This window comes from Janthinobacterium sp. 35 (genome assembly GCF_002754575.1).
Classification (GTDB): Bacteria; Pseudomonadota; Gammaproteobacteria; order Burkholderiales; family Burkholderiaceae_D; genus Janthinobacterium; species Janthinobacterium tructae.
Genome location: NZ_PEFN01000001.1, coordinates 118959 through 145252 on the forward strand (window position 1 = coordinate 118959; position 26294 = coordinate 145252).

The following is a 26294-nucleotide window of genomic DNA, read 5'->3' on the forward strand; positions in this document are numbered from 1 at the left end:
GCGCGGCGCTATCCGACCAGGGTGGCCGCGCGCTGAAAAATGGACACGCAATAATCCATCAGGTAACCGGCCATCCAGCGTCCGGCCAGGATCAGCGCCAACAGGGTGACCAGCAGGCGCGGCAGGAAACTCATGGTCTGTTCATTGATCGAGGTGGCCGCCTGCACCAGCGCGACCAGCAAGCCCATGAGCAAACCGGGCACGACCAGGATCACCACCAGCAGCATGACGACATGCAACGCTTCGATGATCAGGTCGACGGCGACTTCAGGGGTAAACATCGATCAATAGCCCTGTATGCTGGTAACGAGGGTGTTGACGGTCAGGGTCCAGCCGTCGACCAGCACGAACAGCAGCAGCTTGAACGGCAGCGAAATGACCAGCGGCGAGAGCATCATCATGCCCATCGCCATCAGCACGGACGCCACCACCAGATCGATGATGAGGAACGGAATGAACAGCATGCAGCCGATCTGGAACGCTGTCTTGAGTTCGGACAACACAAACGCCGCCAGCTTGACCGTGAAACTGTGGTCTTGCGGGCGCATGCTCGACGGCTCGCCGGCCAGGTGCGCGATCTGCGCCAGCGCGGCCTTGCTCGTCTGCGCCAGCATGAAGCGCGAAATCGGCACTTCGGCGATCTTCAGCGCTTCCTGCATGCCGATCTGGTCGCGGTCGTAGGGCACGAACGCCTCCTTCCACACCTGGTCGCCGATGGGGCGCATGACGAGCAAGGTGAGAATCAGGGCGATGCCGGTGACGATACGGTTGGGCAAGCCCTGCTGCAGGCCCAGGGCCTGGCGCAACAGGGACAGCACGATGACGAAGCGGGTAAAGCTGGTCATCATCATGACCATCACGGGCAACAGCCCGAGCAGGGTCATGACGACGAGGATCTGCATCTTCACCGACAGGTCGGTCTTCGCGCCCGGCACCACGCCGGACAACAAATCCTGCGCCCCGGCGGCGCTGCAGCACAGCATCAGAAAGGGGACAGCCAGCGCGGCAGCCAGCGCGCCGCGGCGCCGGCTCAAACCGGGTACCGCCAGCTTCATGCTGTCATCAGGTCGAGATTAAGACCGTCGAGGTCAATGACTTTCAGGCCATAGTTCTCGCCGGCCACCACCACTTCGGCACGGCCGATCGGCGTGCCGTTGACCTTGATCACCAGCGGCTCGCCGGCCAGCATGTCGAGTTCAATCACGCTGTCCGGGCCGATGGCCATCAGTTCTTCCAGCGAAATGCGGGCCGAACCCACTTCCAGCGTCAGGGTGACGGGGATCTTGCGCATCATCTGCGGAATGTCGCGCCGCGCGCGGGTGCTGGCCACGTCGGACATGTCGCCCTGGTCGATGATCATGTCATCGCCCAGGTCTTCCAGCAGGGTTTCGCTCTGGTTGGTATCGGTGATATTCATATTATTCGACATCTTCAAATGAGGTTAAACAGAGCTTGCCCTTGTGTTCGGAAACAGCCGCTGTAAATAAACGGGAATCGTCCAACATGACGTCGGTGCGGCTCAGGCTGACGGGAATCACGTCGCCCACGCGCAGGTCGAACAAGGCGCCCAGCTGCACCTGCTTGCTGACGAGCCGCCCTTCCAGGGTCACTTGCAGACGCGAAGCGAGCGGGCGCACGCTGCCACGCAAGGCTTTCTTCGCCTGCGCGCGCTCGGGCAGTAAGCCGCGCAGCACATCGGCCATCAGGCGCTTGTCCAGCGAGAACCAGAAATGGCCGCTCTGCCCACCCTCGACGTCGCTGAGCGCCACGCTGACGATCCAGCTGCCGCGCGCCGGATGCACGCCTGACTGTACGGCGACCTCGGCACTGGTGTCGATGTCGCTGCTTTTGCCCACGCTTTGCAGATTCTTGTGGATGCGGGTAAACAAGCTGTTCACCAACTGTTGTCCCAGCACCACAGCGAGGCGCTCCTCGGTGGCCGTCACGCGCACCTGCGCCGGATCGGGCAGCACGCCCTTGGCGCCGGCACTACCGTAACGATAGTTCAGCACGCTCAAGAGTATCTGCCGTTCGAGCGTAAAGCCCGTCTGGCCGGCAGGCGTGGAAAAACTCAGCCAGCGATTCACGCTGTTTTCGTTTTCCGCGCGCGACAACGTCACGGCGTCGATCTGGAAATTACCCCAGTAGCGACGGCTCATCGGCTGGCGCAGGGCCGCAGCCAGGTCATCGCGCAGCTGGGCGCCGAATACATGCAGCAAATGGACAGGACGTCCAAGCAGACAGGAATCGAGGACTTGATGGCGCGCAGTTTGATCTGTCTTGGTAATGATTGTCATGTAGTAGTCATGTCGGTATTGCGGTGGCAGAACAAATTATACGGATCGCCTGAAATTAAATACAGCATCATCTTGGCTTTACCCACAGCTGCGCAAGCAAACGATTGCGCATCGTATCGCATGCTAGATGACTACGGTGCTGAACAATACATGAAAAAGCCAAATATTGCCATGCATCAATATTCCTTGAGCCAATCCTCTCTTTACTTTATAGTTGCCGCGAGGTAAGCTTACAGTGACAAAATAGTGATTTGCAGTGCGCCATTCCGCTTACCTGATTCCGGTTTTTATGGCAGTTTTCAGTTCTTCTTATTGCCAGCAGCAGAAACTTTTATCAGATAAATATTAGTTATCATGGCCATGTAAATCATGTCAACGTGGGTTTACTGGGTTTGTTTGAGTCTGCTTGAGCGGATGGTGTGGCAACTGATAAAACTGATGGGCCTTGCGGATCGGGCCGGGCAGGATGGCATTTACAGGCACGACTGCCGGATTGGCAACACCAGTAATTCTGATTGATACGTCACCGCATATTGAAAGTAGAGGGCAAGATGAGCAACGAACTCGCAGGTCTGATCAAGGCCGATCTGGCAGCACTGAGCAATGACGCGCACGCCCTGGGCGCCAGCATCGCGCCCGCCGCCCAGTTTGGCGCGCCGGAAGCATCCGGTTTCTCCTTCGCGCAAAGCATGAAGGACGCCATCGGCAAGGTGAATGGCGATGACCGCATGGCAGCGCAGAAAATGAGCGACGTCGACAGTGGCAAGAGTGACGACATGGTCGGCGCCATGCTGGCCAGCCAGGAAGCGAGCCTGTCCTTCTCCATGTTGATGCAGGTGCGCAACAAGGTCATGGGCGCCGTCGATGAACTCATCAAGCTGCCTCTGTAATCTTCACGCCCTGATCCACGCCCAGCCTCCCAGCGAAAGTTAACCCAAGTGATTACCCCCATGAAGTCCGCATTTGCGCGCTGGCGCCTTGGCGCCCAGCCCGCCATCCCGCCCGCCCTGCTGAAAAACCTGGTTCCCATCGTCGTGCTGGCCATCGGCATCACCGCCATGGTGACCATGTATGCCTGGCGCGACCAGGCCAACTACAAGCCGGTGTTTGGCGCACGCGAAAAAGTGGCCGTGACGGACATGATGGCCACGCTGGACGCCGAGCACATCCCCTACCGTTTGCATCCGGACAGCGGCCAGGTGCTGGTGCCCGATGCCATGCTGGGCAAGGTGCGCATGCTGCTGGCCTCGAAGGGCGTGACGGCGCAGCTGCCGGCCGGCCTGGAACTGATGGACAAGAATGACCCGCTGGGTGTATCGCAATTCGTGCAGGACGTGCGTTTCCGCCGCGGCCTGGAAGGTGAATTGGCGCAAAGCATCATGACGATGGACGCGATCGCTTCGGCGCGCGTCCATCTGTCGATTGCCAAGTCGACCTCGTTTGTCGCCAGCGACGGCGACAAATCGTCGGCCTCCGTGGTGGTGGCGCTGAAACCGGGCCGCACCCTGGCGCCGGAACAGATCGCCGCCGTCATCAACATGGTAGCCGGCAGCGTCGCCAGCCTGGCGCCTACGCGCGTGAGCCTGGTCGACCAGGGCGGCAACCTGCTGTCTTCGCACATCGACTTGACGGACGGCTTCGACGCCTCGGCTGCTGGCAATGAAGGCGCGAAACGCTTCCAGGATGAAATCCGCCGCAACGTCACGGGCCTGCTTGGCCCCGTTATCGGCGAAGACAACTTCAAGCTCAGCGTGACGGCCGCCGTGAACAACGACCGCGTGGACGAAACGCTGGAAAAATACGGCGAAGCCCCGAAAGTGACCAGCGAAGCGATGCGCGAAGAGCAGGAACGCAACCGCACCGTGGCCGGCGTCCCCGGCAGCCTGTCGAACCGCCCACCGGCGGCGGCTGTGCCGGCACCGGCCGACGCCGCGGGCGCCGCACCGGCCAATGGCGCGCCGAAAGCGGCCGACGACGGCACTGCGCGCAAGAACGCCACCACGCGCCAGTACGCGTATGACCGCAGCATCACGCAGATCAAGCGCAGCCGTGGCCGCCTGGAAAAACTCAGCGTGGCCGTCGTGCTCAACAGCGCCGCCGCGCCGAATCCGAAAACCGGCTGGACCCCTGCCGAACTGGGCAATATTGAAAAAATGCTCAACAGCGGCCTGGGCATCAGCGCCCAGCGCGGCGACAGCCTGAGCCTGACTGCGCTGGCCTTCCCTGCCAAGCCTCCCGTGGCGCAGTGGTGGGAAGAGCGCGATACCGTCGTCGATTTCAGCAGCTGGCTGCTGTACGCCCTGGGCGCCGTGCTCGGCTACTTCCTGATCCTGCGTCCGCTGATGCGTTTGCTGACCACGCGCATGACGCCGCCGGCACTGAAACAGCTCGATCCTGCCCTGGCACTGGGCGGCAGCAGCGCCGCCGGCACGCCTGGCGTGGCTGCCGCTGGCGCGCCAGCCCTGAGCGTGAATGGCACCCCGCTGGCGCTCGAAGGTGAAGCGACCGGCACTGACAGCATGCCGGTCGTGCCGCTGCTGGAAAACTATAATTTGCCGCCACCTGGCTCGGCGGTCGACGTGATGGTCGATCACCTGAAAGTGCTGGCTGAAAAAGAACCCGAGCGTGTCGCCGAAGTCGTCAAACAATGGATGCAGAAAAATGGCCGAACTCAACAACAACAATAATCCCTCCGACGGCGCCGAGTACGAAAGTGCCAGCCTGAATCCCGTGGAGCAGGCCGCCATCGTGCTGCTGAGCATAGGCGAGGAACAGGCAGCCAACGTGCTGCGCTGCCTGTCGCGCGAAGAATTGCTGGAAGTCACGCAAGTGATGTCGCGCATGAGCGGCATCAAGGTCGAATCGGTCAAAACGGCCATGCAGACCTTCTTCGACGACTACCGCCAGCAGAGCGGCGTGCACGGCGCCTCGCGCAGCTACCTGAAGCGCTCGCTGGACCTGGCGCTGGGCAGCGATATCGCAAATAGCGTGCTGAACAACATTTATGGCGACGCCATCCGTCCAAAAATGGCGCGCCTGCAGTGGGCCTCGCCAAAATGGCTGGCCGAATACATCGTCAACGAGCACGTGCAGATGCAAGCCGTGTTCCTGGCCTTTTTGCCGCCCGCGCTGGCCGGCCAGATCCTTGACGCCCTGCCCGTCGAAGGCCGCGATCTGGTCTTGCTGAACCTGGCGCGCCTGGATGAGATCGACCGCGACCTGCTGGTCGAGCTCGACGAACTGGTGGGCCGCTGCCTGGGCACGCTCGACACGCAAAGCACCAGCGTCGAAGGCATACGCCAGGCCGCCGAAATCCTCAACCGCATGCCGGGCAACCGCGCCGCGCTGGTCGAACTGCTGCGCGCACACGATCCGGACGTGGTCTCGGAAATCGAGCTGAGCATGTACGACTTCCTGATCCTGTCCACGCAAAGCGATGTCACGCTCACGCGCATCCTGGAAGACGTGCCGATGGAACAGTGGGCCATCGCGCTGAAGGGCGCGGAACCGGCGATCCGCGACGCCGTGCTGAAAACCATGCCGCGTCGCCAGGCACAGAGCTTCGAAGACATGATGCGCCGCTCCGGCCCCGTGCCACTGTCACGTATCGAACAGACGCGCCAGGAAATCATGGCCACCGTCAAGGGTCTCGCCGATGCGGGCGAGATCGAAGTGCAATTGTTTGCCGAAGCGGTGATCGAATGAAACACTTCCGCTCGTATCGTTTCCCGCCCCTGTCGCAATTCATCGCCGCCGGCCAGCGTGCCTCCAACGAGGATACGGATGGCCAGTGGCAGGCGTCCGTCTCGGAAGGCTTCGAGCAGGGCCAGCGCGATGGCTACGAAGTGGGCCTGGTGCAAGGCCAGCAGGACGGCTACGACACCGGACGCAGCGATGGCATGGTGCAAGGCCGCGAAGAAGGCCGCAATGAAACCCTGGTGGCGCTGGACCGCCTGGCGCGCCCCGTCGACGCCATCTTGCGCGACCTGAAAAAAGTGCGCGCCGATTACCGCGAAGCACAGCGCAAGGAAGTGGTCGACCTGGTGGCCAAGGTGGCGCGCCAGGTGATCCGCGCGGAACTGGCGCTGCAGCCGGTGCAATTGCTGGCCCTGGTCGACGAGACCCTGGCCTCGATGCCGCCCACGCGCGAGGAAATCGACGTCTTCCTCAATCCGGAAGAACTCAAACGCATCAGCGAACTCGATCCGAAGCGCGCCAAGCGCTGGAACCTGATCGCCGACGCGCGCCTCGACGCGGGCGAATGCCGCATCAAGGCGGGCGACAATGAAGTCGATGCCGGCTGTCACCAGCGCCTGTCGGCCTGCATGGAACAGGTCAGCAGCCATCTGGCGCTGGCCGCCGAACATGCGGACCAGGGCGCGCCTGCATGATCGCCGACACGCTGCGCAGCTTCGAGATCGGCGATATCCCGGTCGCGACACCCACCGGCCGCCTGGTCGGCGCCTCCGGCCTGCTGCTGGAAAGCGCCGGCTGCCGCCTGCACACGGGCCAGCGTTGTCAAATTGAAACTGTGAGCGGCGAGTGGCTCGATGCGCAAGTCGTCGGTTTTCGCGAAAAACTGTCCTACCTGATGCCCTTCAAGAAGGCCACGGGCCTGACCACGGGCGCGCGCGTGCTGCCCCTGCCCGACAAGGCCAGCCTGCAGATCGGCCCCTCGTGGCTGGGCCGCATGGTCAACGGCCTGGGCGAACCGATCGACGACCTGGGCCGCCTCGGCGGCGAACACATCCTGGAAGTGACGCCACCGAAAATCAACCCCCTGAAGAAACAGCCCGTGATCGAACCGCTGGACGTGGGCGTGCGGGCGATCAACAGCATGCTGACCCTGGGCAAGGGACAGCGCGTGGGCCTGATGGCCGGTTCCGGCGTCGGCAAGAGCGTGCTGCTGGGCCTGATCACGCGCCAGACGGTGGCCGATGTCGTCGTCGTCGGCCTGATCGGCGAACGGGGCCGCGAAGTGCGCGAATTCGTCGAAAAGTCGCTCGGTGCCGAAGGTTTGAAGAAAGCCGTGCTGGTGATCGCGCCGGCTGACGAATCGCCGTTGATGCGCATCATGGCCACTGAGCTGTGCCACTCGATTGCCGCGCATTACCGCGACCAGGGCAAGCACGTGCTGCTGCTGGTCGACTCGCTGACGCGCTATGCCATGGCCTTGCGCGAAGTGGCGCTGGCCCTGGGCGAGCCGCCCGCCACGCGCGGCTATCCGCCCTCCGTCTTTTCCAATTTGCCGCAACTGGTGGAGAGCGCCGGCAACGGCGCCCACCAGGATGGCAGCATGAGCGCCATCTACACGGTGCTGGCCGAAGGCGACGACCAGCAAGACCCGGTGGTCGACACGGCACGCGCGATTCTCGACGGCCACATCGTGCTCACGCGCGAACTGGCCGAGCGGGGCCACTACCCCGCCATCGACATCGCCGCCTCGATCAGCCGCTGCATGGCGCAGGTGATCACGCCCGAGCACATGCAGGCGGCGCGCGCGCTGAAAGCGTCGATGGCGCGCCATGCACGCGTGCGCGACCTGATCCCGCTGGGCGCCTACGTGCCCGGCGCCGACCCGATCACCGACCGCGCGGTGCAGTTGCACGCCCCCATCGAATCCTTCCTGTGCCAGGGCACCAAGGAAGAAGCGCCAATGGGGCCGTGCATCGCCCAACTTGAACAGATCATGGCCTAGGAGCATATGTGAGCGACGCGCATACCATCCGCAACCTGACCACCCTGGTCGGCCTGCGCAGCACGGAAGTGGAACGCCTGCAAGGCGAAATGGCGGCGCAGACGGCCGTGCGCGAACGCTACCAGAAAAACCTGGAGCGCCTGACGGGTCTGTACACGGATAGCGGCCCCAGCGGCGCCCTGCCCCTGGCCCTGTCGGTCAATTGCGGCAACTTCAAGCAAGCGGTCATGCAGATGGCCGACCAGCACCGTACCGATTTGCACCTGCACGAAGCCAACATGGCCGTCTCGCAGCGCGCCCTGAATACGGCCTGGGCCAAACGCGAGGTACTCGACCAGGTGTTGACGCAAAAACAAAAGCATGTTGCAAATGAGCAACAACGTGTCGATGCCAAGCGGCAAGATGAGCTGGCGACGCAGTTCTGGTTCCGCGGGCAGGTAAAATAATGTTTTACAGAAATAATTTCAGAAAAGTGAATATTTGGTCGCCTTGTCATTGGGTATATCCTGCATGCTAATTTTAGGAGTTTGACATGGCCTTTTCCACTTCCGCTTCGAATACCTACGACCCGACGGCGTCGGCCCAGGCATTGACCGACAAATACACGGCCGATCTGCAGGCGCGCATCACTGCCCAGACCAAGGCCGCCGCGGCCACTTCGGGCGGCCTGGTGAACCTGAAAATGGCCTTGACCTCCTTCAGCTCCAGCTTGCTGAGCCTGACGAGTGGCAAGACCATGCTGGTGCAAGGTGCCACCTTCAGCAATACGGCACTGGGCAGCGCCACGGCGTCGGAATCGGCTGCCGCCGGCACGTATTCGCTATTCGTGGAAAAGGTTGCCACAAACGACCAGGTTTCGCTGGGCGGGCTGAGCAACATGGCCATGCCGGCTGCCGACAAAGGCACGCTGAAAATCAAGCTGGCCAACAATACCGATTTCACGGTGGACTTGAGCAAGGCCAATACGGATGCCGACGGTGCCACCCTGTCAGCCAAGGATATCGCCGCCGCCATCAATGCGGAACCCAAGAACAACTCGCGCGTGACGGCGTCCGTCATCACCATCGGCGGTATCGCCCAGCTGGTGCTGACGTCGAATGTCAGCGGCGAGGAAGGCGCGCTGTCGCTCGATACAAGCGCGATGAACCCGGGCGCGCTGAAAGATGCGCTCGCTGCCACGCCCAAGCAGCTGGTCGAAGCCCAGGATGCCGTCATCTGGGTCGGCGGCAAGCCAGCCGATACGTCCGACACCAGCAACCGCGTCAAGCAATCGTCGAATACCTTCAGCAACATCGATGGCGTGAAGATGACCTTCACCAAGGCGCAGGCGAGCGGCGACGCGCCGATGACCCTGACCGTGGCGCTCGATTCGTCCGCCACGACGACCAATGCGCAAAGCTTTGTGACTGCCTACAACAAGCTCAAGGCCGTGCTGGACGGCTTGACCGACCCGGGCGATCCGGCATCGGCCAAGGCTGCCGGCGTCTTTTCGTCCGACAGCGGCGTGCGCGTGCTGCGTGACCAGCTGGTGCGTACCTTGCGCGAAACGGCGACGGGCGCCCTCGCCAATTTCGGCATCACCGCTCAGCGCAACGGCACGCTGGCCCTCGATGCCACCAAGCTGACGGCAGCGCTGAAGACGAATCCGGGCGGCCTGGACAAGGCAATCGGCAACAGTTCCGCCAGCGCGCCGAGCGGCATCGCCGGCAAGCTCGATAAATTCATCGAAACCTGGACCTCGACCAATGGCCAGTTGTCGCAGCGCGAGACATCGGTGGCCAAGCTGCAAAAATCGCTGGGCGAACGCCAGACCAAGTTCGAGGCCGACTACACGGCGATGTACAACCGCTACAAGGCGCAGTTCACCCAACTGCAAGCCTTGCAGGCACGCATGGCGCAAACGACCGATATGTTCGATGCCCTGTTCAGCAGCGACAAGACTAAATAGAGGCCGGCGCCGTCTGCATGACGGCGGCGCCGGCCTTCCAGCCGCACCAAGCTTTTACAGTGAGAAAAAATAATGAATCACGATGCATACAGTAACTACCACGCCGTCAACCTGGATGCGCAGACGTCGCGCGCCACCCCGGTCGAACTGGTCTTGCTGCTCACCGACGGCTTGCTGGAAGAACTGGCGCGCGCGCGCGGACATATCGTCGGCAAGCGCTATGAACAAAAGGCCATCAGCCTGAACAAATGTACGGAAATCATCAACGGACTGTCGAGCTCGCTCGATTTCGAGAATGGCGGCGAAGTCGTCGCCAATCTGGGCCGTCTGTACGAGTACTGCACCGGCCGCCTGTATTCGGCCGGCATCACGCTCGATCCTGCCCTGATCGACGAGGTGACCACGCTGTTGACGACGATCAAACAAGGCTGGCTCGGCGTCCAGGCCAAGAATGGATAGCACCCCCTTGTCGCTCCAGCTGACGCGCGAAGTGCTGGCAGCCAGTGCCAGCCAGAACTGGGACGCGCTGGAGTTACTCGACAGAAAACTGGCGCAGCACCTTGCCAGCCTGGGCATATTGAGCGAACGTGAAAAAGCCGCCCTGCTCGCCTTGCGCAAGGCGCATGCGCAGGCATACCAGGCGTGTTCCGACGAAAAACATCGGCTGGGCATGCAGTTGGGCGAAATCCATTCGAAACAAGAAGGCTGGGTCGCGTATGCGATTGAAAATGCCATGTATCAAGATGAGAATCCAGCATGAAAATGAGCGTCAACACAACAACGAGCAGCGCGACCGCGCCACCGAGGAGCGCCCAGGCGGGCGTTAACGCGTCCGTGAGCAAGGGCGCGCCCGAGAGTGGCACCGCGCGCAACCTCCTGTTCTCACTGCCCACGCCAGCGCAGAGAACGGTCGCCAGCGATGCCGGCCAGGCGCAAGACCTTGCCGCGGACCTGACGGACGATGGCGCCCCCGCCACCGACGTAGCTGCCGACATCACTCAGGCTGCGACAACGCAGGACGCGGGCCTGCCCGCCATGACGCCACCGCTGATGGCGCCCATGCTGCCCGTCTCGCCGCAAGCCGACGCTGCCGCTGCCGCCGCCGCAGCAGCCAAGGGAAACGCTGGCGTAGCGGCTACGCAACAAGGCAATGCACAGCAGACCCTGGACCTGAATAGCCGCCTGCATCCCGATGGCCTGGCTTTCAATGTGCAGACCGCCAGGATGGCGCCTGCGCGCGATCTGGGCGAACCGGTGGCGGCAGCCCAGCCAACACCCGCCACTGCGGCCGGCAGCAAAAGCGCGCTGCCAGCCGCCGGCTTCGATGCGGCGCCGGCCATGACAGCCACGCCCGCGGCAACAGCGCCCGCCGCCACGCGCGATGGCGAGCGCGGTGCTGCCACGCCCATCAGCCCGGGTCCGGCAGGCGGCGTGCACAATGGCGCCGCTGCAACGCCGGGCGCAGAGACGATCAAACTCAACGGCCCTGCCCAGCAATGGCAGGAACCGTTGCGCGAAGCGCTGGGCGAGCGCCTGCAGACACAGATCGGCCGCAACAGCGAACACGCGACGATCCGCCTCGATCCGCCCATGCTGGGCCGCATTGAAATTTCCATCCGCCACACGGCCGGCGCGCTGCAAGTGAACGTCACGGCGTCGAACTCGGAAGTGTTGCGCCAGTTGCAAGGCATCGGCGAAAACATGCGCAGCGACCTGGCACAGCGCCAGTACACCGACGTGGCCGTGAATATCAGCGCCACCCCGCGCAGCCCTGCCGCCCAGGCGTTTGCCGAAGGCGATGCACGTGGCCAGCGTCAGCCCGGCCGCCAGAACGACGACGCCGAGCCGGGGCGCGCCCTGTCCGACGGCAGCACTGCCGCTACCACTTACGCCATGCATGAGCGAGATACTGCCTGATGAATACGAAAATGAAATTGATAGCCGGCTTCATCGCCGTGGCCGTGCTGGCTGCCGGCGCGGCCGGTGGCGCCATGTGGTACCTGTCCAAGCCGGTCGCCGGCCATGCCGAGGCTGCCGACGCCAAAGCCCCGCCACCGCCCGCCACCGGCAAGAAGGCGCGCAAGTTCATCACCCTGGACAAGGTCATCGTGATGCTGCGCCGCAGCCCCGGCGACAGTGATACGCATTACCTGTCGGCCGACCTGGTGATCGCCACCACCGAGGAAAAGGAAAAGCTGACCAAGGACCACTTGCCGCTGATGCGCTCGATCGCCGTGAGTACCTTGTCGAGCTTTCCGGTGGACAAGGCACAGTCCATGACGGTGGAGCAATTTGCCGAACAGATCAACAAGGCCTTCAATGTCAGCTATGAACGCGAACAGATGGAAAAGCCCTACACCGAAGTCATGGTCGGCAAGCTGATCATTGAATAAGCCAACACGCCAGCCGACCTAGTGGGAGACCCCGTGGCCTATGCAGAGCAATACCAGGAAGCGTATGGCGCCGGCGAATACGCCGCCGCCAGCGCTTGCGCGGCCGTGCTCAGCGTTACTGAAGAGCAACAACATCTGGTGGCGTACGCCCCTTTGGTGAAACGCATCGTGCGCCAGCTCAATTCGCAGGTGTCGGGCGCCATCGACCGCGACGACATGGAACAGATCGGCCTGATGGGTTTGCTCGAGGCGCTGCGCCGCTACGGCGTGCCGGACCAGTCTTTCGGCAGCTATGCCAGCCTGCGCATTCGCGGCGCCATCCTCGATGAGCTGCGGCGCCAGGACTGGCGCCCGCGCGCCGTGCGCCAGGAAAGCCATCGCTTGCGCGACAGCGTGCGCGCCCTGACCCGGCGCCTGGGGCGCGAACCGCTGGACGCGGAAATCATGGCCGCCCTGAAGCTGACGCCGGAAGCCTTCCAGGAATACCAGCTGGCGGAAAACGCCGAGCTGATCGTCAGTTTCGACGAAGTGCTGCAAGAAAGCCTGGGACAGGCCGACAGCGCACCGAGTCCGGAAGAGCAATTGATGGTGCGGCGCAGCCTGGAACAGGCGCTGCGTACGCTCGACGAGCGCGAGCAGCGCGTGATCCAGATGTACTACGAATTCGAACTGAGCTATAAAGAAATTGCCGCCGTGCTGGACCTGAGCGACGCCCGCGTCTGCCAGCTGAACAAGACGGCACTGGGCAAGATGAAAGCCATGCTGCAAGATACATAAAAGTGAAGCAGTAGTTTCAGCAAGACCCATCAAATTGATGTAGCACAATGACGCAGAAAGGCAGTTGACATGGTAATTATCGGTATCTTAATCGTGATGGGGTGTGTATTCGGAGGCTTCGCCCTGATGGGCGGCACCGTCCACGCGATCTGGCAACCGGTCGAGTTGATCATCATCATCGGCGCCGCCGTCGGCGCCCTGGTGCTGGGCAACCCGAAGCATGTACTCGGGGAAATGCTGCACCAGATGCGCAAGATCGTCACGCACAAGAAGCAAGGCTCGGAATTCCAGCGCCAGTTGCTGCTGCTGATGTATGAACTGCTGCAAACGGCCGCCGGTGGCCTGAAGGCGCTCGACGCGCACGTCGAGGCGCCGCGCGAAAGCGCCCTGTTCCAGCGCTATCCGCTGGTGCTGGAAGAGCCGAAGCTGCTGGCCTTCATCGTCGACAACTTCCGTTTGATGGCGATGGGCAAGATCAACGCGCATGAGCTCGAAGGCGTGCTGGAACAGGAACTCGAAGCCATCCACGACGAGCTGCTGCAACCGTCGAAGTCCCTGCACAAGATCGCCGAAGCCATGCCGGGCTTCGGCATTCTGGCGGCCGTTCTGGGTATCGTGATGGCCATGAATTCCGTGGCCGACGGCGCCGATGCGGCGGAAATTTCGGAAAAAGTGGGCGCCGCCATGGTCGGTACCTTCATCGGCATCTTCTTTTGCTACGGCGTGCTCGATCCGATGTGCAACATGATGAAACAGCTGGTGGGTGAGGAAGGTTCGACCATGGAATGCGTGAAGGTCGTGCTGGTCACGCACGTGGCGGGCAAGCCGCCCCTGCTGGCCATCGATGCGGGACGCCGCCTGGTGCAACTGAACATCAAGCCGAGCTTTGCCCAACTGGAAAGCTGGATCACTGCGCTCGAAGGTGGCGGCGCCGAACAAGAGCAGGGCCAAGGCCGGGGAGGCCGCCGTGCTAAAGCCGCATGAGAAACATGAACAGGCCATCATCAAGCGTGCCGGTCGCAAGCATGACGACGATGGCCATGGCGGCGCCTGGAAAGTGGCGTTCGCCGACTTTTGCCTGGCCCTGCTGTCGCTCTTCCTCGTGCTGTGGCTGATGGCCGCGCGCGAGCAGCAGGCGATGAAGGAAATCATGATGGACGCGTCGGCCAGCAGCCGCCAGGGCGAAGGCCAGGGCGTCATGCCGGAACAGAGCGGCGGTCCGCGCGGCAGCCTGATCGAGCGCTTCCCCATGCCCCGCAAGGGCTCGGGCGACACGCGCACGGAAGGCAAGCAAACGCAGGAAGGCAAGGCCGGCGCGGCGCCGCAAAACCAGACCAAGGTCAGCTACCAGTCGCCGGAAGACCTGCTGTCGCTGTCGCGCGCGCTCGACAAGCTCAGCGACGAAGCGGGATTGAAGAGCAATCTGCAATCGGTGATCACGCCGTACGGCTTGCGCGTCATGCTGCACGATACGGACAAGCAAGGCATGTTCGTGCGTGGCAGCGCCGTGCCGACCGATCGTTTCCGCAAGCTGCTGCGCCAGATGGGCCCAGTCTTCGCGCAGATGGACAACCAGATGCTGATCGTCGGCCACACCGACTCGCTGCAATACGCCAATAACGGCTATGAAGGCTATTCGAACTGGACCCTGTCGGCCAACCGCGCCATGTCGGCGCGCGCCCAACTGTTGATCGGCAGCATGAATCCGGAAAGCGTGCTGCAAGTGGTGGGCATGGCCGACCGCGCGCCGCTGGACGTAAAAAATGCCAGCGCCGGCATCAACCGCCGCATCGAACTGTTAATATTGACGCGTGGCCAGGCCGACAGCATCGCCGCCATGTTCGGCATGGCCGGGCAAAAGGCGCAAGGCGAAGAGCTGCAAGTGGGTGAACCGGACTCGGGAACCTTGCAGCGCCTGCGCGACAAACTGGGCCTGCCCGCAAAGAAGGAGCGCGATGAGCATGCAAATTAAGGGCAAGGGACAACGTATGAAAATCTCCTCCGGCAATACCGGCGCTGCCGTACGCAGCAGCGCCATCGCGCCGGCCGAGGCGATCGCCGAGAACGCGGGCGCCGCCGGCGCCATGGGTGGCTCGTCGGCCGGGGCGGAACTGCAATCGGCCGTGCTGCAACCGGCCATGGCCGCCCTGCGCGCCATGCCCGAGATCGACCACGAGCGCGTGGCCATGCTGCGCGATGCGCTGGCCAAGGGCGAATTGCCATTCGATCCAGCAAAACTGGCAGGGCTGATCCAGCGTTTCCACGGCGGTGAATCGTGACCGCCGCGCGCAAGGGCATCACGCGCCAGGAAGCCGTGCGCCGCGTGCTGCAAGGCATGAAAGACGACAGCGTCGGCTACGCCGCCTTGCAAACCTTGCTGGAAGAGCAATTCCAGGCCACCTTGCAGCACCAGAGCACCCGGCTGACGGCACTGGCCGACCAGGTCATCGCCGCCGTCGAGCCCCTCGATGCGCGCCGCCGCCAGCGCGTCAGCCTGGTCACTGCCCTGCTGGGCCCGCAAGGCGATATGCCGCAATTGTTTGCATTGTTGCAAGAAGACGCGCGCGCCACCGCCGTACGCGACTGGGTCGCGCTGGAGCAGATGGTGCTGGAATGCAAGCGCCTGAATGCCCGCAACAGCGATTTATTAACAGAGCAGTACAGCATCATGCAGCGCGTGCTGCATGGCGAGGAAGATACGTATGCGCCAGGCTGATTTCGCCACACCCCGCGCCATGGCGGCGACGCCATCGACGGCGGCCACATCCGCCGTGCAGAGCAATATGCGCGCCACCGACGCCACCGGCGCCGGCGGCAACTTCAGCAGCGTGTTCCGGCAAGTGCAGGGCGAAGTGGCCCGCTTCATCGAACAGGGCGGCGGCAACGCCACCAGCCTGAGCCCGCAAGGACGCGCCTACCTGGAGCAGAGCCAGCCCGTAAATGTGCTGGGCAGCATCAACCAGGGCGGCGAGATCGGCGAAGTGCAGCAGCAGTTCCTCGCCTCGATCAAGCCGTGGACGGAAGAAACGGGCGCGCGCCTGGGCGTGGCGCCGGAAATTGTCGCCGCCCACGCCGCGCTGGAATCGGGCTGGGGCCAGCGTCCGTTGCGTCAGAGCACGGGCGCGGACACGAATAATCTGTTCGGCATCAAGGCCGGCGGCAAATGGCAGGGTGACGTGGCCAGCAATGTCACCACCGAATACGCGGCCGGCAGCGGCACGGCGCTGAAGAAAACCGAGCGTTTCCGCAGCTATCCGGACCAGGCCAGCGCCTTCCGCGACTACGCGCAAGTGTTGCTCGACAATCCACGCTACCGCGCCGCCCTGAACACGGGCGCCAACGCGGGCGCCTTCGCACAAGGCCTGGCGCGCGGCGGCTATGCCACCGACCCCGACTACGCCACCAAGCTGACCCAGCTGGCGACGCGCCTGCAGCGCACGGCCGCAGACTGACCTCCTTAACGGCCGGCAAGATCGGCCGGTTCCACCACGCCCGCATCGACCACCCTGGCACGTATCACCGTGCCGCTGGTGGCGTTGCGCACGCGGATCACCTCTCCCAGCGCGCCCGGATCCAGCGCTTCGCCGGCCATGCTCACTTCCACCTGCTCCTTGCGCGCCACGATATTCACCGCACTGCCCCGCTTGATCAGCATGGGTGCGGCCAGCTGCCCCTGGCGCAGCACTTCGCCGGCACGCAAGCTGCGCCGGCTCGACAGGCCGATGGCGCCGGGCAAGGAGGAAATACTGTCCGGCACCATCGTCACGTCGCGCCGCGCCAGCGCCACGTCGCCAGATTGCAACGGCGTATTGGCCGTGACGGGTGCGCTGGTGACGGCCACCTGGGCCGTGATGCTACCGCGCGCCAACATTTCATAACGCCAACCGTTGCTTCCAGGACACACTGCTACAAAGCGCATGCGCTGCGCCGAACGGCTGTCCGCCGTCTCCAGCGTGACAGGCGCCGCGCAAGCGGGCACGGGGCGCGTGCTTTTCACCACGGCCACCTGAAACTGCGGTTCCAGCAATCCTGCCGTGGCTGCCTGCTGCGCCAATTGCTCTCGCGCCAGCTGTTCCACACGCGAAAATATATTGTCGGCTGGCAATTCTGCGCGACCTGCACTACTATATAGGCTGGTCAGTAAAAATAGGCCAGGAACTAGTATATAAGGACGTGGCACCTTGTTTCGGAGCATCGTAATGCTGTTGAAATGAATCATTGCTAACCTTAATCAAAGATACTGAAGCGGCATGACCTTACCATGCGTCAACATGACCAGGCTGGGATTTTACCTCTGCACCACCTATTTTCTAGCCCGAACCGCAAAAAGCACGATCGAATTCAATACAAAGGATGACCATGGGGATTAATTTCAAGGATGCGCTGGGCGTGCATGCCGATGCACTCGCGCTGCGTGCCGACCGTACCCGCGTGCTGGCGGCCAATATTGCCAATGAAAATACGCCCGGCTTCCAGGCCATGGACATGGATTTCGGCAGCGCCCTGCAGCAGTTGCAGGACAACGAAGCGGGCCTGCTGTCGACCGATGACGATGCCAGCGCCCTGTACCGCGTGCCCTACCACCCTAGCCGCGACGGCAATACCGTCGAAATCGGCGTCGAGCAGGCGGCGTTCTCGCAAAATGCCACCGACTTCCAGACTAGCCTGACTTTCGTCAACATGAAACTGAAGGGTCTGTCCAAGGCCATTTCCGGACAATAAGGATCAGCATGAGCTTCCAGGATATTTCCAAGATCGCCGGTTCGGCGATGGCGGCGCAGACCGTGCGCCTCAATACCATCGCCAGCAATCTGGCCAATGCCGATTCCGTTGCCGGTTCCGAAGGCGAAGCCTACCGTGCACGCAAGCCCGTGTTTGCCGCCGTGATGGATGGTTCCGGTGCCAGCGGCGCCGGCGGACGCGTTCAAGTGCTCGACGTGGTGGAAAGCGATGAGCCGCTGCGCAAGGTGTATGAACCGGGCCACCCGATGGCCAATGCCGATGGCATGGTGTTCTACCCCAACGTCAATCAGGTCGCCGAGATGACCGACATGATGTCGGCTTCGCGCGCGTTTGAAACCAATGTCGAAGTTCTAGGCCGCATCAAGTCGATGCAGCAATCGCTCCTCAAATTAGGTGAAGCATAATCCATGGAAACCAATCTCTTTACAAACAACACCAGCGGCAACAATAGCAGCAGCAATGCCGTCAAGTCGCAGAGCAATGCCACCCAGGATATGTTCACCAAATTGCTGGTCGCGCAGATCAAGAACCAGGATCCGCTCGCGCCCACCGATCCGAGCCAGTTCGTCAATCAATTGACGCAGCAGGCGCAAACGGAAGCGATGCAGAACCTGTCCTCGCTGACCAGCGCCAATGCCAGCGTACTGCAATCGATGCAAGTGCTGGCCCTGGGCGCGCAAGTGGGCTCCGAAGTGATGGTCAACAGCGAAACGGTGCAGCTCGACAAAAGCAAAGTCAGCGGCAGCATCGCGCTGGCCGCCGGCACCACCAAGACCACCGTGACCCTGAAAGGCGCGGACGACAAGGAATACAAGATCGAACTGGGCGCCAAGGGGGCCGGTACCGTTCCCTTCACCATCGACCCCGTCGCGCTGGGCTTGCCTGCTGGCACGTATAGCATGGCAGTCACCACCAACGGTACCGAAAAGCCATCGGTCGACATCGCAGGCAAGCTCAACAGCGTGCGCCTGTCGTCCGGCGGCAGCATGATTCTGAGCGTGTCGAACCTGGGCGAAGTCAACCCCGGCGCGATCACCGGCTTTAACGGTAAGACGGCCTGATCCGCTCGCGCCTTCGTTTCCTGAACACTAATCTCGTCCTTCACTAAAGGAAGTCAACATGAGTTTCGACATCGCCCTGTCCGGCATCCAGTCCATCAACCAACAGTTGAACAGCACCAGTAACAATATCGCCAACGCCGGCACCTACGGCTTCAAGAGCAGCCGCGCCAATTTTTCGGCCATGTACGCCGGTTCGCGCGCCACGGGCACGGAAATCGGCTCGCTGACGCAAAGCATGTCGCTCAACGGCGGCGTGCTGAACACGGGCCGCGCGCTCGACGCGGCCATCGATGGCCGTGGCTACTTCGTCTCGCGCGACGCGCAAAACACCATGAGCTACAGCCGCGTCGGCATCTTTTCGGCCAGCAATGAAGGCAAGCTGATCGATGCAAACGGCCGCCTGGTACAGGGCTATGCCGCCGTCAAGGACAGTACCGCTCTGGGCACCATGGGCGACATGCTGATTCCAACGGGCCAGATTCCCGCCGTGGCGTCGACCAAGCTGGCGTATGCCGCCAACATGTCGTCCGAATGGCCCATCAAGGCCGCGACCTTCGACAAGACCAACGAACTGAGCTACAACAGCGGCAAGTCCTCGATCCTCTACGATTCGCTGGGCGCCAAGCACTCGCTGGGCCAGTACTTCGTCAAGACGGCGGCGGGCGTGGACGTGCATTACACCTTCGACAACGCCGATGTATTGCCGGTGACGAAGATGACCTTCGACACGAACGGCAAACTGGTGACGGGCACGTCTGCCTCGCCGGTCCTGCCGACGCCGCCTGGCGCGGCACCGATGTCGGTTGCCATCGACTACACGGGCACGACCCAGTTCGCCGGCGAATCGACGACCTCGACCGACCGCGCCGACGGCTATGCCTCGGGCACCTACACGGGCGTGGAACTGGCCGCTGACGGCTCCGTCGTGGCGAAATACACAAATGGCCAAAAACAAAGCATCGGCGTGATCGCCCTGGCCACCTTCCCCGACGAAGGCGCCTTGACGGCCGTCAACGATACCAGCTGGATTGCCTCGACCACGTCCGGCACCGCCATGTATGACCGTCCGGGCGTCGGCATGGTCGGCAAACTGGTGACGAGCTCGCTGGAACAGTCGAACGTCGACATCACCTCCGAACTGGTGGGTCTGATGACGTCGCAGCGCAATTACCAGGCGAACTCGAAGGTCATCTCGACCGAGAACGCCATGCTGCAATCGCTGATGCAAGCGCTGTAATCCACGATACGCAAAGGTAAAGAGCAATGGATGCGCTGATTTATACCGCCATGAGCGGGGCCGACCGTGCCCTGCGGGCACAGCAGGTACACGCCAACAACCTGGCCAATATCGAGACGGGCGGCTTTCGCGCCAACCTGGAAGTGTCCACTGCCCAGCCGCTGCAAAACGGCTATGGCTACGACGACCGCCACATGACGCAGACGCAGTCGAGCGCCGTCGGCACGCGCACGGGCGCCATCAAGGAAACGGGACGCGAGCTCGACGTTGCCGTCACGGGACCCGGCTTTCTCGCGGTGCAATGGCAAAACGGCGAAGCCTACACGCGCGCCGGCGCCATGGACCTCGATGAAACGGGCGCGCTGACCATCAACGGCCGGCCCGTGCTGGGCGAAGGCGGCCCCATCACGATTCCCGAGCACACCAGCCTGTCGATCGGCGCCGATGGCACGATTTCCATCCAGGTGCCAGGCACCGCACAGATGCAGACCGTCGACAAGCTCAAGCTGGTCAACGCCGAAGGCGGCGAGCTGACCAAGAACGAGGCGGGCCTGATCGTGGCGCGCAGCGGCGAAGACTTGCAGGCTGATCCGACGGTACGCCTGCGCGACCGCCACCTGGAAGGCAGCAACGTCTCGGCGGTCGAGGAAATGGTCGCCACCATGAGCCTGAACCGCAGTTTCGAAATGCAAATGAAAGTATTCAAGGCCAGCGATTCCATGACGGAATCGGGCAACCGCCTGCTCGCTACCTAAGCGTACCGGGCTCAACGCGACGAAATATTCAAGGAGTAAACCATGAATCCAGCAATGTGGATCAGCAAGACCGGCGTGCAGGCACAAGATGCCAAACTGCAAGCCATCGCAAATAACCTGGCCAACGTCAACACGGTAGGCTTCAAGCGCGACCGCGTCGTCTTCGAAGACCTGTTTTACCAGGTCGAGCAACAGCCGGGCACGCAGCGCGCCGACAATACCCTGTCGCCATCGGGCGTACAGCTGGGTAACGGCACCCACATGGTGGGCACGCAAAAGGTGTTTACCACCGGCAGCCTGCAAACGACCAGCCGCGAATTTGACGTCGCCATCACCGGCAACGGCTTTTTGCAAGTACTGCGCCCGAACGGCGAAGCGGCCTACACGCGCGCTGGCCAGCTGGGCATCAATGAAAACGGCGTGATGGTCAACGCCCAGGGCTTGCCGCTGGTGCCGCAGATCACCGTGCCGAACAATGCCACGGCGATCACCATCGGCGAAAACGGCATGGTCACGGCCAGCGTGCCAGGCAATGTCAACGGCACCCAGCTGGGCCAGCTGAACCTCTCCAGCTTCATCAACCCGACGGGCCTGCTGGCACTCGGTGAAAACCTGTTCCAGGAAACGGCATCGAGCGGCACACCGACGGAAGGCCGTCCCGGCGAAGGCGCACTGGGCAAGCTGAAGCAGTTTGCCCTGGAAGGCTCGAACGTGCAGGTGGTCGAAGAGATGGTCGACATGATCGCGGCCCAGCGCACCTATGAAATGAACACCAAGGTGCTGTCGGCCGCCGACAATATGCTGCAATACCTGGCGCAAGCGGCACGCTGATGACGGTCGCCATGAAAGCCACGGCGGCCCTGCTGCTGGTGTTGATGGCCGGTTGCGCCAGCCATCCAGCCGCGCCGGTGGCGCCCAGCTTTTCCGATACGCCGCTGCCCGTGGCGCCGCGCAGCGCAGCGCGCGGCGGCGTGGGCGGCGGCGTGTTCAATCCAGATGCGGGCCTGGACCTGATCTCCGACAGCCGCGCCTTCCGCGTCGGCGACGTCGTCACGGTAGCCCTGCAGGAAACCACGCAGGCCAGCAAGAAGGCCGGCACTTCGTTCAACAAGGGCTCGTCCGTCGGCGTGAATGCGGCCAACATCCTCGGCAAGACCTTCCCCAAGACGGGCATCGACCTGTCGGCCGACCGCAACTTCGCCGGCGACTCGACCAGCACGCAGCAAAATGCCTTGTCCGGCGCCATCACCGTAATCGTGCAGGAAGTGCTGCCGAACGGCCTGCTGCGCGTGCAGGGCGAGAAAACGCTGACCCTGAACCAGGGCGAGGAATTCGTGCGCCTGCGCGGCTACCTGCGCGCGGCCGACATCGATTCGAACAATCAGGTATCGTCCTTGCGCATCGCCAATGCACAGATCGCCTATTCCGGCCAGGGCACCCTGGCCGAAGCCAATACACCGGGCTGGCTGACGCGCTTCTTCGTCGGCCCGTGGATGCCGTTTTAAGGTGACCTCATGAAATTTCGTTCCGCCCTGCCCCTGGCAGCCATGCTGGCCGTGCTCTCCGGCCTTGCCCTGCCCGCCAGCGCTGCGCAAGTGCTGCGCAACCTGGTCAGCATCGAGGGTGTGCGTGACAACCCGCTGATCGGCTACGGCCTCGTCGTCGGCCTGAACGGCAGCGGCGACACCACCCAGGTGAAGTTCTCCAGCCAGTCCGTGGTCAACATGCTCAAGCAGTTCGGCGTGAAGATGCCGGACGGCGCCGAAGCGAAAAGCAAGAACGTCGCCACCGTCATGGTCAGCGCCGTGTTTCCACCAGGATACCGCCGTGGCCAGGCCATCGACGTCACCGTCTCCTCGCTGGGCGATGCGAAAAGCTTGCGCGGCGGCACCTTGCTGCTGACGCAACTGCGCGCGGCCGACAATGAAACATATGCGCTGGCGCAAGGCAACGTGGTCGTCGGCGGCTTGAACGCCACCGGCAAGAGCGGCTCGTCCGTCACCGTCAACACGCCCACCTCGGGCCGCATTCCCAACGGCGCCAACATCGAGCGCGAGATTCTCAGCGACTTTTCCACCAGGCCTTCCGTCACCCTGAACTTGCGCCACCCGCATTTCGAGACCGCCATCAATATCGTCGAAGCCGTGAACCGCCGCTTCGGCGCCGTCGCCACCACGCGCGACGGCACCAGCGTGGACGTGCTGGCGCCGGAAAACCCGACCCAGCGCGTGGCGTTCATGGCCAAGCTGGAAGCCTTGAGCGTCGATGTGGGCGTCGACACGCCGAAAGTGGTCTTCAATTCGCGCACCGGCACCGTGGTCATCGCCGAAGGCTTGCGCGTGAAGGCGGCCGCCGTCACGCACGGCTCGCTGAAAGTGGTCATTTCCGAAAGTTCCAACGTCAGCCAGCCGGCGCCGTTCGGCCGCGGCCAGACCACCGTCACGCCGCAGTCGAAGGTCTCCGTCGACCAGGGCAATGGCAATATGTTCAAATGGCCGGCCGGCGCCAAGCTGCAGTCCATCATCGACGTGGTCAACAGCCTGGGCGCTTCACCCGATGACATCATGGCAATTTTACAAGCCCTCGACCAGGCCGGGGCCATCGAAGGCGAACTGGTGGTAATTTGATGCTGAATATCAATGACAGCAGCAGCGCCCTGCCCTCGGCGCTCGACGACCGCTCTCCTGCCGCCGCCACGCCGGCCGATCCCCGCTATGCGGCCAAGGCCACCGAGGCGGCCGTCAAGTTCGAAGCCTTCTTCATCTCGCACATGCTGCGCCAGATGCGTTCGGGAACGCGCGAGATGGCGGGCGAGGACAGCGTCTTCAAGGACCCCGTCAACAGCGACATGCTGGAAATGGCCGACAACCTGGTGGCCGACAAAATGGCCGGCCAGCGTGCCTTCGGCATCGCCGACGCCATCCTGCGCCAGCTGCTGCCGGCGGCCAGCGCGCCCGTTGCGGCCAAAAGCACTGTCCAGACCGACAATATTGCGGCGCCGCTTAATAAACCTGCCTGAAACGTCGCCTGTACAAGGTAGTAACGATTCACTGCCTGCCCACCCGCACGCGCCACACTCTTCACGAAAGAAAATTGCCCAATGAGCATCATCAGCAATGCATTGTCAGGCAGCATCGCCGCCCAGGCCGCACTGAATGCGGCCAGCCAGAACATCGCCAACCTGCAAACGGCGGGCTATACGCGCCAGGGCGTGCTGTTGTCCTCGCTTGGCGCCGGCGCGGGCGTGCGCTCGGCCGGCAATGGCGTGGAAGTGTCGGCCCTGCTGCGCTTTGCCGATGCGTATAAAAGCCAGCAAATGTGGCGTGCCGCGTCCGACCAGGGCGCCCGTGCGCAGACCCAGCCTTACCTGACGCAGCTCGAGCGCGTGATGGGTGACAATGCATCGAGCATCAGCAATGGCATCGACGGCTTTTTCGCCTCCCTCAACGCGGCCGCCGTCGACCCGACGTCGACGCCGCTGCGCCAGCAGATCATCACCTCGGCCGACGCCTTGGCGCAGCGCTTCAACAGCATCAGCACCGTCATGGGCAACCAGTTGCTGTCGGTGCAGCAGCAACGCGCAGCGATCGTGCCGCAAGCTAACACCACCCTGGCCAACATCGCCGTGCTGAACCAGCGCATCAGCGCCTCCGCCGCCTCGGGCACGAATGTATCGTCGCTGATGGATGCGCGCGACCAGCTGATCGATGGCCTGGCCTCGCAGATGGGCATCGACGTGCTTGACCAGCCGGACGGCTCGCGCAATATCGCACTGAAATCGGGACAGCCGCTGGTCATCGGCAACCTGGCCGCTACCCTCAGCAGCAACATGACGAGCACGGGCGACCAAACCCTGACCCTCGATTTCGCCAAATCGTCGTACACCCTCGATCCGGTCGCCATCGGCGGCCAGATGGGTGGCCTGGGCGACTTCGAACAAAATACCCTGAAACCGCTGCAGCAGTCGCTGCAAGACATGGCCACCCAGTTAACCAGCAAGATCAACACGCAACTGGCCCTGGGCAAAACCATGGCAGGCGCCGCCGGTGGCCCCCTTCTGGCCTACGCAAATGGCAAGCTGGGCATTACTCCCGCTTTCAACGCGAAGGACCTGGCGCTGTCGCTGACGGGCGCCGCTGGCGACAGCGGCAACTTGCAGAAATTAATCGACATCAAGAATCAACCGATCAGCGTCAGCTGGGTGGGTGATGTCCTGATGAGCGATGCGGACACGCAGCTCGTCGGCAAACTGGGCATCTACAGCCAGCAGAACCAGGCCTTGCTGAAGACATCCAACACCGTGCGCGCGCAAGCCGTCGACGACTGGAAATCCACCAGCGGCGTGAACAAGGACGAGGAAGCGATGAACCTGGTTGAATTCCAGAATATGTACCAGGCAAACATGAAAGTCATTTCCGTGGCGAATACCTTGTTTGATGCCACTTTGCAAATGATGGGTTAAGGAGAAAAGCATGCGTGTCGCCAGCAGCCAGTACCAAACGCTGATTAATATTTCTCTTCAGGAAAATCAGGAACGCATCAATTACTTGACCCAGCAGATGTCCTCGGGTTTGCGCATCCAGCTGCCATCGGACGATCCGATCGGCAATGTGCGCGTCTCGCGCCTGACGCGCGAGCAAGCCATGGTGACCCAGTACCAGGACAATATCGCGACGGTGAAAGTGCGCCTGCTGAAAAACGAAAACTACCTGTCAAGCATGGTCACCGACATGGGCCAGGCGCGCGACCTGCTGGTATGGGCCGCGGACGGCAGCAATGCGCCGGACGACCTGAATGCGATGACGCAGTCGCTGCTCGCCATGCGCGACAGCGTACTGTACACGGCCAACCTGAAGGACCAGGAAGGCCGCTACATGTTTTCCGGCACCGCTACCGACCAACCCGCAATCAAATACGATGCGGCGGCAACTGCAGGGTCGCGCTACACCTACATCGGCAATACCGACACGCAGACCGTGGTGGTGGGCAATGGCGTAACGCAGGCGGCCAACGTCGACGTGGACAAGCTGCAAGCATGGCTGAACAAGATCGACCAGGCCATCGACACGCTGGGCAAGTCCGGCGTCAACCCTGCCGATCCGACCGTGCGCAGCGTGGTGGTCGCCGCGCTCGATGGCACCGATGATGGCATGGAATTGCTATCGGGCAAGATTGCCATCTTCGGTGGCGCGCAAAACATCCTCACCACGCTGTCCGGCAACCTGGCCAACGTCTCGCTGTCGAACGACATGGCCTTGTCAGATCTGAAGAAGACCGACATGGGCGCGGCCGCCATTGACCTGAACGGCTACCAGACGGCGCTGCAGGCCACGTACAAGGCCTATGCCAAGGTGGGTAACATTTCCCTGTTTGATCTTCTCTGAC

General features: G+C 62.6%; 33 protein-coding genes. 28 read left to right on the forward strand and 5 right to left on the reverse strand.

What is annotated here, in order from left to right; all coding sequences use genetic code 11:
• Nucleotides 1-8: 8 nt before the first annotated feature.
• From CLU93_RS00545 to CLU93_RS00560, 4 genes are read right to left on the reverse strand one after another with little or no spacing between them, the layout of a single operon-like run.
• On the reverse strand, nucleotides 9-281 hold the full coding sequence (locus CLU93_RS00545; protein WP_034757874.1) for a flagellar biosynthetic protein FliQ: 273 nt from the start codon (nucleotides 279-281) through the stop codon (nucleotides 9-11).
• Between the two features lie 3 nt (nucleotides 282-284).
• Entirely contained in the window at nucleotides 285-1055 is a 771-nt protein-coding gene (gene fliP, locus CLU93_RS00550) for a flagellar type III secretion system pore protein FliP (protein WP_099759558.1), read from the reverse strand.
• Nucleotides 1052-1417, reverse strand: a complete 366-nt coding sequence (locus tag CLU93_RS00555) for a FliM/FliN family flagellar motor switch protein (protein ID WP_099759559.1) — start codon at nucleotides 1415-1417, stop codon at nucleotides 1052-1054. Before CLU93_RS00555 ends, fliP begins: the two co-directional genes overlap by 4 nt.
• 1 nt (nucleotide 1418) lies before the next feature.
• Nucleotides 1419-2297: a FliM/FliN family flagellar motor switch protein gene (locus CLU93_RS00560; protein WP_180287770.1), complete on the reverse strand. Its 879-nt coding sequence runs from the start codon at nucleotides 2295-2297 to the stop codon at nucleotides 1419-1421.
• A gap of 551 nt (nucleotides 2298-2848) precedes the next feature.
• On the opposite strand from CLU93_RS00560, the gene CLU93_RS00570 reads away from it, so the two are divergent.
• From CLU93_RS00570 to CLU93_RS00650, 17 genes are all read left to right on the forward strand, one after another.
• The gene (locus tag CLU93_RS00570; protein WP_099759562.1) at nucleotides 2849-3187 is read left to right on the forward strand and encodes a flagellar hook-basal body complex protein FliE; all 339 of its coding nucleotides are present in this window, start codon (nucleotides 2849-2851) and stop codon (nucleotides 3185-3187) included.
• 60 nt (nucleotides 3188-3247) lie between these two features.
• Nucleotides 3248-4984: a flagellar basal-body MS-ring/collar protein FliF gene (fliF, locus tag CLU93_RS00575; protein ID WP_099759563.1), complete on the forward strand. Its 1737-nt coding sequence runs from the start codon at nucleotides 3248-3250 to the stop codon at nucleotides 4982-4984.
• Entirely contained in the window at nucleotides 4959-6002 is a 1044-nt protein-coding gene (locus CLU93_RS00580; protein ID WP_099759564.1) for a flagellar motor switch protein FliG, read from the forward strand. Before fliF ends, CLU93_RS00580 begins: the two co-directional genes overlap by 26 nt.
• Nucleotides 5999-6688 (forward strand): flagellar assembly protein FliH, encoded by a 690-nt coding sequence (fliH, locus tag CLU93_RS00585; RefSeq protein WP_099759565.1) that lies wholly within the window; start codon nucleotides 5999-6001, stop codon nucleotides 6686-6688. Before CLU93_RS00580 ends, fliH begins: the two co-directional genes overlap by 4 nt.
• Nucleotides 6685-7995 carry a flagellar protein export ATPase FliI gene (gene fliI, locus CLU93_RS00590; protein WP_099759566.1) on the forward strand — a complete coding sequence of 437 codons (1311 nt, stop codon included), beginning with the start codon at nucleotides 6685-6687 and terminating at the stop codon, nucleotides 7993-7995. The genes fliH and fliI overlap by 4 nt, the downstream gene beginning before the upstream one ends.
• A gap of 8 nt (nucleotides 7996-8003) precedes the next feature.
• Entirely contained in the window at nucleotides 8004-8441 is a 438-nt protein-coding gene (locus CLU93_RS00595; protein WP_070289072.1) for a flagellar export protein FliJ, read from the forward strand.
• Between the two features lie 86 nt (nucleotides 8442-8527).
• A complete protein-coding gene (gene fliD / locus CLU93_RS00600; protein WP_099759567.1) occupies nucleotides 8528-9943 on the forward strand; it encodes a flagellar filament capping protein FliD in 1416 nt (471 codons plus the stop codon).
• A gap of 72 nt (nucleotides 9944-10015) precedes the next feature.
• Nucleotides 10016-10402, forward strand: a complete 387-nt coding sequence (gene fliS / locus CLU93_RS00605; RefSeq protein WP_373629684.1) for a flagellar export chaperone FliS — start codon at nucleotides 10016-10018, stop codon at nucleotides 10400-10402.
• On the forward strand, nucleotides 10395-10703 hold the full coding sequence (locus CLU93_RS00610; RefSeq protein WP_099759569.1) for a hypothetical protein: 309 nt from the start codon (nucleotides 10395-10397) through the stop codon (nucleotides 10701-10703). The genes fliS and CLU93_RS00610 overlap by 8 nt, the downstream gene beginning before the upstream one ends.
• Nucleotides 10700-11860: a flagellar hook-length control protein FliK gene (locus tag CLU93_RS00615; RefSeq protein ID WP_099759570.1), complete on the forward strand. Its 1161-nt coding sequence runs from the start codon at nucleotides 10700-10702 to the stop codon at nucleotides 11858-11860. Before CLU93_RS00610 ends, CLU93_RS00615 begins: the two co-directional genes overlap by 4 nt.
• Nucleotides 11861-11871: 11 nt before the next feature.
• Entirely contained in the window at nucleotides 11872-12336 is a 465-nt protein-coding gene (locus CLU93_RS00620) for a flagellar basal body-associated FliL family protein (protein ID WP_243420191.1), read from the forward strand.
• A 33-nt stretch (nucleotides 12337-12369) separates the two neighbouring features.
• Nucleotides 12370-13113, forward strand: a complete 744-nt coding sequence (locus tag CLU93_RS00625; protein ID WP_099759572.1) for a FliA/WhiG family RNA polymerase sigma factor — start codon at nucleotides 12370-12372, stop codon at nucleotides 13111-13113.
• Nucleotides 13114-13182: 69 nt separating this feature from the next.
• On the forward strand, nucleotides 13183-14097 hold the full coding sequence (gene motA, locus CLU93_RS00630) for a flagellar motor stator protein MotA (RefSeq protein WP_099764161.1): 915 nt from the start codon (nucleotides 13183-13185) through the stop codon (nucleotides 14095-14097).
• The gene (locus CLU93_RS00635; protein WP_243420190.1) at nucleotides 14081-15085 is read left to right on the forward strand and encodes a flagellar motor protein MotB; all 1005 of its coding nucleotides are present in this window, start codon (nucleotides 14081-14083) and stop codon (nucleotides 15083-15085) included. The genes motA and CLU93_RS00635 overlap by 17 nt, the downstream gene beginning before the upstream one ends.
• Nucleotides 15086-15101: 16 nt before the next feature.
• On the forward strand, nucleotides 15102-15392 hold the full coding sequence (flgM, locus tag CLU93_RS00640; RefSeq protein ID WP_071077837.1) for a flagellar biosynthesis anti-sigma factor FlgM: 291 nt from the start codon (nucleotides 15102-15104) through the stop codon (nucleotides 15390-15392).
• Nucleotides 15389-15829 carry a flagellar export chaperone FlgN gene (gene flgN / locus CLU93_RS00645; protein WP_099759573.1) on the forward strand — a complete coding sequence of 147 codons (441 nt, stop codon included), beginning with the start codon at nucleotides 15389-15391 and terminating at the stop codon, nucleotides 15827-15829. Before flgM ends, flgN begins: the two co-directional genes overlap by 4 nt.
• The gene (locus CLU93_RS00650; RefSeq protein ID WP_099759574.1) at nucleotides 15816-16565 is read left to right on the forward strand and encodes a glycoside hydrolase family 73 protein; all 750 of its coding nucleotides are present in this window, start codon (nucleotides 15816-15818) and stop codon (nucleotides 16563-16565) included. Before flgN ends, CLU93_RS00650 begins: the two co-directional genes overlap by 14 nt.
• Nucleotides 16566-16570: 5 nt before the next feature.
• Here CLU93_RS00650 and flgA read toward each other — a convergent pair whose 3' ends face one another.
• Entirely contained in the window at nucleotides 16571-17218 is a 648-nt protein-coding gene (gene flgA / locus CLU93_RS00655; protein ID WP_099759575.1) for a flagellar basal body P-ring formation chaperone FlgA, read from the reverse strand.
• 254 nt (nucleotides 17219-17472) lie between these two features.
• Between flgA and flgB the strand changes: the two genes are divergently transcribed.
• From flgB to flgL, 11 genes are all read left to right on the forward strand, one after another.
• Nucleotides 17473-17835 carry a flagellar basal body rod protein FlgB gene (flgB, locus tag CLU93_RS00660; protein ID WP_034758109.1) on the forward strand — a complete coding sequence of 121 codons (363 nt, stop codon included), beginning with the start codon at nucleotides 17473-17475 and terminating at the stop codon, nucleotides 17833-17835.
• Nucleotides 17836-17843: 8 nt separating this feature from the next.
• Entirely contained in the window at nucleotides 17844-18260 is a 417-nt protein-coding gene (gene flgC / locus CLU93_RS00665) for a flagellar basal body rod protein FlgC (RefSeq protein WP_099759576.1), read from the forward strand.
• A gap of 3 nt (nucleotides 18261-18263) precedes the next feature.
• The gene (locus tag CLU93_RS00670) at nucleotides 18264-18917 is read left to right on the forward strand and encodes a flagellar hook capping FlgD N-terminal domain-containing protein (protein WP_099759577.1); all 654 of its coding nucleotides are present in this window, start codon (nucleotides 18264-18266) and stop codon (nucleotides 18915-18917) included.
• A gap of 58 nt (nucleotides 18918-18975) precedes the next feature.
• Nucleotides 18976-20154, forward strand: coding sequence for a flagellar hook protein FlgE (locus CLU93_RS00675; RefSeq protein ID WP_099759578.1), 1179 nt, complete (start codon nucleotides 18976-18978; stop codon nucleotides 20152-20154).
• A 26-nt stretch (nucleotides 20155-20180) separates the two neighbouring features.
• Entirely contained in the window at nucleotides 20181-20909 is a 729-nt protein-coding gene (locus tag CLU93_RS00680) for a flagellar basal body rod protein FlgF (protein ID WP_099759579.1), read from the forward strand.
• 42 nt (nucleotides 20910-20951) lie between these two features.
• The gene (gene flgG / locus CLU93_RS00685; protein WP_180287771.1) at nucleotides 20952-21740 is read left to right on the forward strand and encodes a flagellar basal-body rod protein FlgG; all 789 of its coding nucleotides are present in this window, start codon (nucleotides 20952-20954) and stop codon (nucleotides 21738-21740) included.
• Nucleotides 21740-22414, forward strand: coding sequence for a flagellar basal body L-ring protein FlgH (gene flgH / locus CLU93_RS00690; protein WP_243420189.1), 675 nt, complete (start codon nucleotides 21740-21742; stop codon nucleotides 22412-22414). The genes flgG and flgH overlap by 1 nt, the downstream gene beginning before the upstream one ends.
• Before the next feature lie 9 nt (nucleotides 22415-22423).
• Nucleotides 22424-23536, forward strand: coding sequence for a flagellar basal body P-ring protein FlgI (locus CLU93_RS00695; RefSeq protein ID WP_099759581.1), 1113 nt, complete (start codon nucleotides 22424-22426; stop codon nucleotides 23534-23536).
• Nucleotides 23536-23928 carry a flagellar biosynthesis protein FlgJ gene (locus CLU93_RS00700; protein WP_373629686.1) on the forward strand — a complete coding sequence of 131 codons (393 nt, stop codon included), beginning with the start codon at nucleotides 23536-23538 and terminating at the stop codon, nucleotides 23926-23928. Before CLU93_RS00695 ends, CLU93_RS00700 begins: the two co-directional genes overlap by 1 nt.
• A gap of 81 nt (nucleotides 23929-24009) precedes the next feature.
• Nucleotides 24010-25371 (forward strand): flagellar hook-associated protein FlgK, encoded by a 1362-nt coding sequence (gene flgK / locus CLU93_RS00705; RefSeq protein ID WP_099759582.1) that lies wholly within the window; start codon nucleotides 24010-24012, stop codon nucleotides 25369-25371.
• Nucleotides 25372-25381: 10 nt separating this feature from the next.
• Nucleotides 25382-26293 carry a flagellar hook-associated protein FlgL gene (gene flgL / locus CLU93_RS00710; protein WP_099759583.1) on the forward strand — a complete coding sequence of 304 codons (912 nt, stop codon included), beginning with the start codon at nucleotides 25382-25384 and terminating at the stop codon, nucleotides 26291-26293.
• The last annotated feature ends 1 nt before the right edge of the window (nucleotide 26294 follow it).

Bases quoted from the DNA above. Each gene is read 5' to 3' on its own strand.
- flgG (WP_180287771.1), top strand. From the start codon at position 20,952: ATGAATCCAGCAATGTGGATCAGCAAGACCGGCGTGCAGGCACAAGAT.
- flgB (WP_034758109.1), top strand. From the start codon at position 17,473: ATGGGGATTAATTTCAAGGATGCGCTGGGCGTGCATGCCGATGCACTC.
- CLU93_RS00615 (WP_099759570.1), top strand. From the start codon at position 10,700: ATGAAAATGAGCGTCAACACAACAACGAGCAGCGCGACCGCGCCACCG.
- fliS (WP_373629684.1), top strand. From the start codon at position 10,016: ATGAATCACGATGCATACAGTAACTACCACGCCGTCAACCTGGATGCG.
- CLU93_RS00670 (WP_099759577.1), top strand. From the start codon at position 18,264: ATGGAAACCAATCTCTTTACAAACAACACCAGCGGCAACAATAGCAGC.
- CLU93_RS00680 (WP_099759579.1), top strand. From the start codon at position 20,181: ATGGATGCGCTGATTTATACCGCCATGAGCGGGGCCGACCGTGCCCTG.
- CLU93_RS00580 (WP_099759564.1), top strand. From the start codon at position 4,959: ATGGCCGAACTCAACAACAACAATAATCCCTCCGACGGCGCCGAGTAC.
- fliH (WP_099759565.1), top strand. From the start codon at position 5,999: ATGAAACACTTCCGCTCGTATCGTTTCCCGCCCCTGTCGCAATTCATC.
- CLU93_RS00610 (WP_099759569.1), top strand. From the start codon at position 10,395: ATGGATAGCACCCCCTTGTCGCTCCAGCTGACGCGCGAAGTGCTGGCA.
- CLU93_RS00620 (WP_243420191.1), top strand. From the start codon at position 11,872: ATGAAATTGATAGCCGGCTTCATCGCCGTGGCCGTGCTGGCTGCCGGC.
- fliI (WP_099759566.1), top strand. From the start codon at position 6,685: ATGATCGCCGACACGCTGCGCAGCTTCGAGATCGGCGATATCCCGGTC.
- CLU93_RS00700 (WP_373629686.1), top strand. From the start codon at position 23,536: ATGCTGAATATCAATGACAGCAGCAGCGCCCTGCCCTCGGCGCTCGAC.
- fliP (WP_099759558.1), bottom strand. From the start codon at position 1,055: ATGAAGCTGGCGGTACCCGGTTTGAGCCGGCGCCGCGGCGCGCTGGCT.
- flgM (WP_071077837.1), top strand. From the start codon at position 15,102: ATGAAAATCTCCTCCGGCAATACCGGCGCTGCCGTACGCAGCAGCGCC.
- CLU93_RS00675 (WP_099759578.1), top strand. From the start codon at position 18,976: ATGAGTTTCGACATCGCCCTGTCCGGCATCCAGTCCATCAACCAACAG.
- motA (WP_099764161.1), top strand. From the start codon at position 13,183: ATGGTAATTATCGGTATCTTAATCGTGATGGGGTGTGTATTCGGAGGC.
- CLU93_RS00570 (WP_099759562.1), top strand. From the start codon at position 2,849: ATGAGCAACGAACTCGCAGGTCTGATCAAGGCCGATCTGGCAGCACTG.
- CLU93_RS00695 (WP_099759581.1), top strand. From the start codon at position 22,424: ATGAAATTTCGTTCCGCCCTGCCCCTGGCAGCCATGCTGGCCGTGCTC.
- flgH (WP_243420189.1), top strand. From the start codon at position 21,740: ATGACGGTCGCCATGAAAGCCACGGCGGCCCTGCTGCTGGTGTTGATG.
- fliD (WP_099759567.1), top strand. From the start codon at position 8,528: ATGGCCTTTTCCACTTCCGCTTCGAATACCTACGACCCGACGGCGTCG.
- CLU93_RS00650 (WP_099759574.1), top strand. From the start codon at position 15,816: ATGCGCCAGGCTGATTTCGCCACACCCCGCGCCATGGCGGCGACGCCA.
- fliF (WP_099759563.1), top strand. From the start codon at position 3,248: ATGAAGTCCGCATTTGCGCGCTGGCGCCTTGGCGCCCAGCCCGCCATC.
- flgC (WP_099759576.1), top strand. From the start codon at position 17,844: ATGAGCTTCCAGGATATTTCCAAGATCGCCGGTTCGGCGATGGCGGCG.
- flgL (WP_099759583.1), top strand. From the start codon at position 25,382: ATGCGTGTCGCCAGCAGCCAGTACCAAACGCTGATTAATATTTCTCTT.
- CLU93_RS00545 (WP_034757874.1), bottom strand. From the start codon at position 281: ATGTTTACCCCTGAAGTCGCCGTCGACCTGATCATCGAAGCGTTGCAT.
- CLU93_RS00560 (WP_180287770.1), bottom strand. From the start codon at position 2,297: ATGACAATCATTACCAAGACAGATCAAACTGCGCGCCATCAAGTCCTC.
- CLU93_RS00555 (WP_099759559.1), bottom strand. From the start codon at position 1,417: ATGAATATCACCGATACCAACCAGAGCGAAACCCTGCTGGAAGACCTG.
- flgK (WP_099759582.1), top strand. From the start codon at position 24,010: ATGAGCATCATCAGCAATGCATTGTCAGGCAGCATCGCCGCCCAGGCC.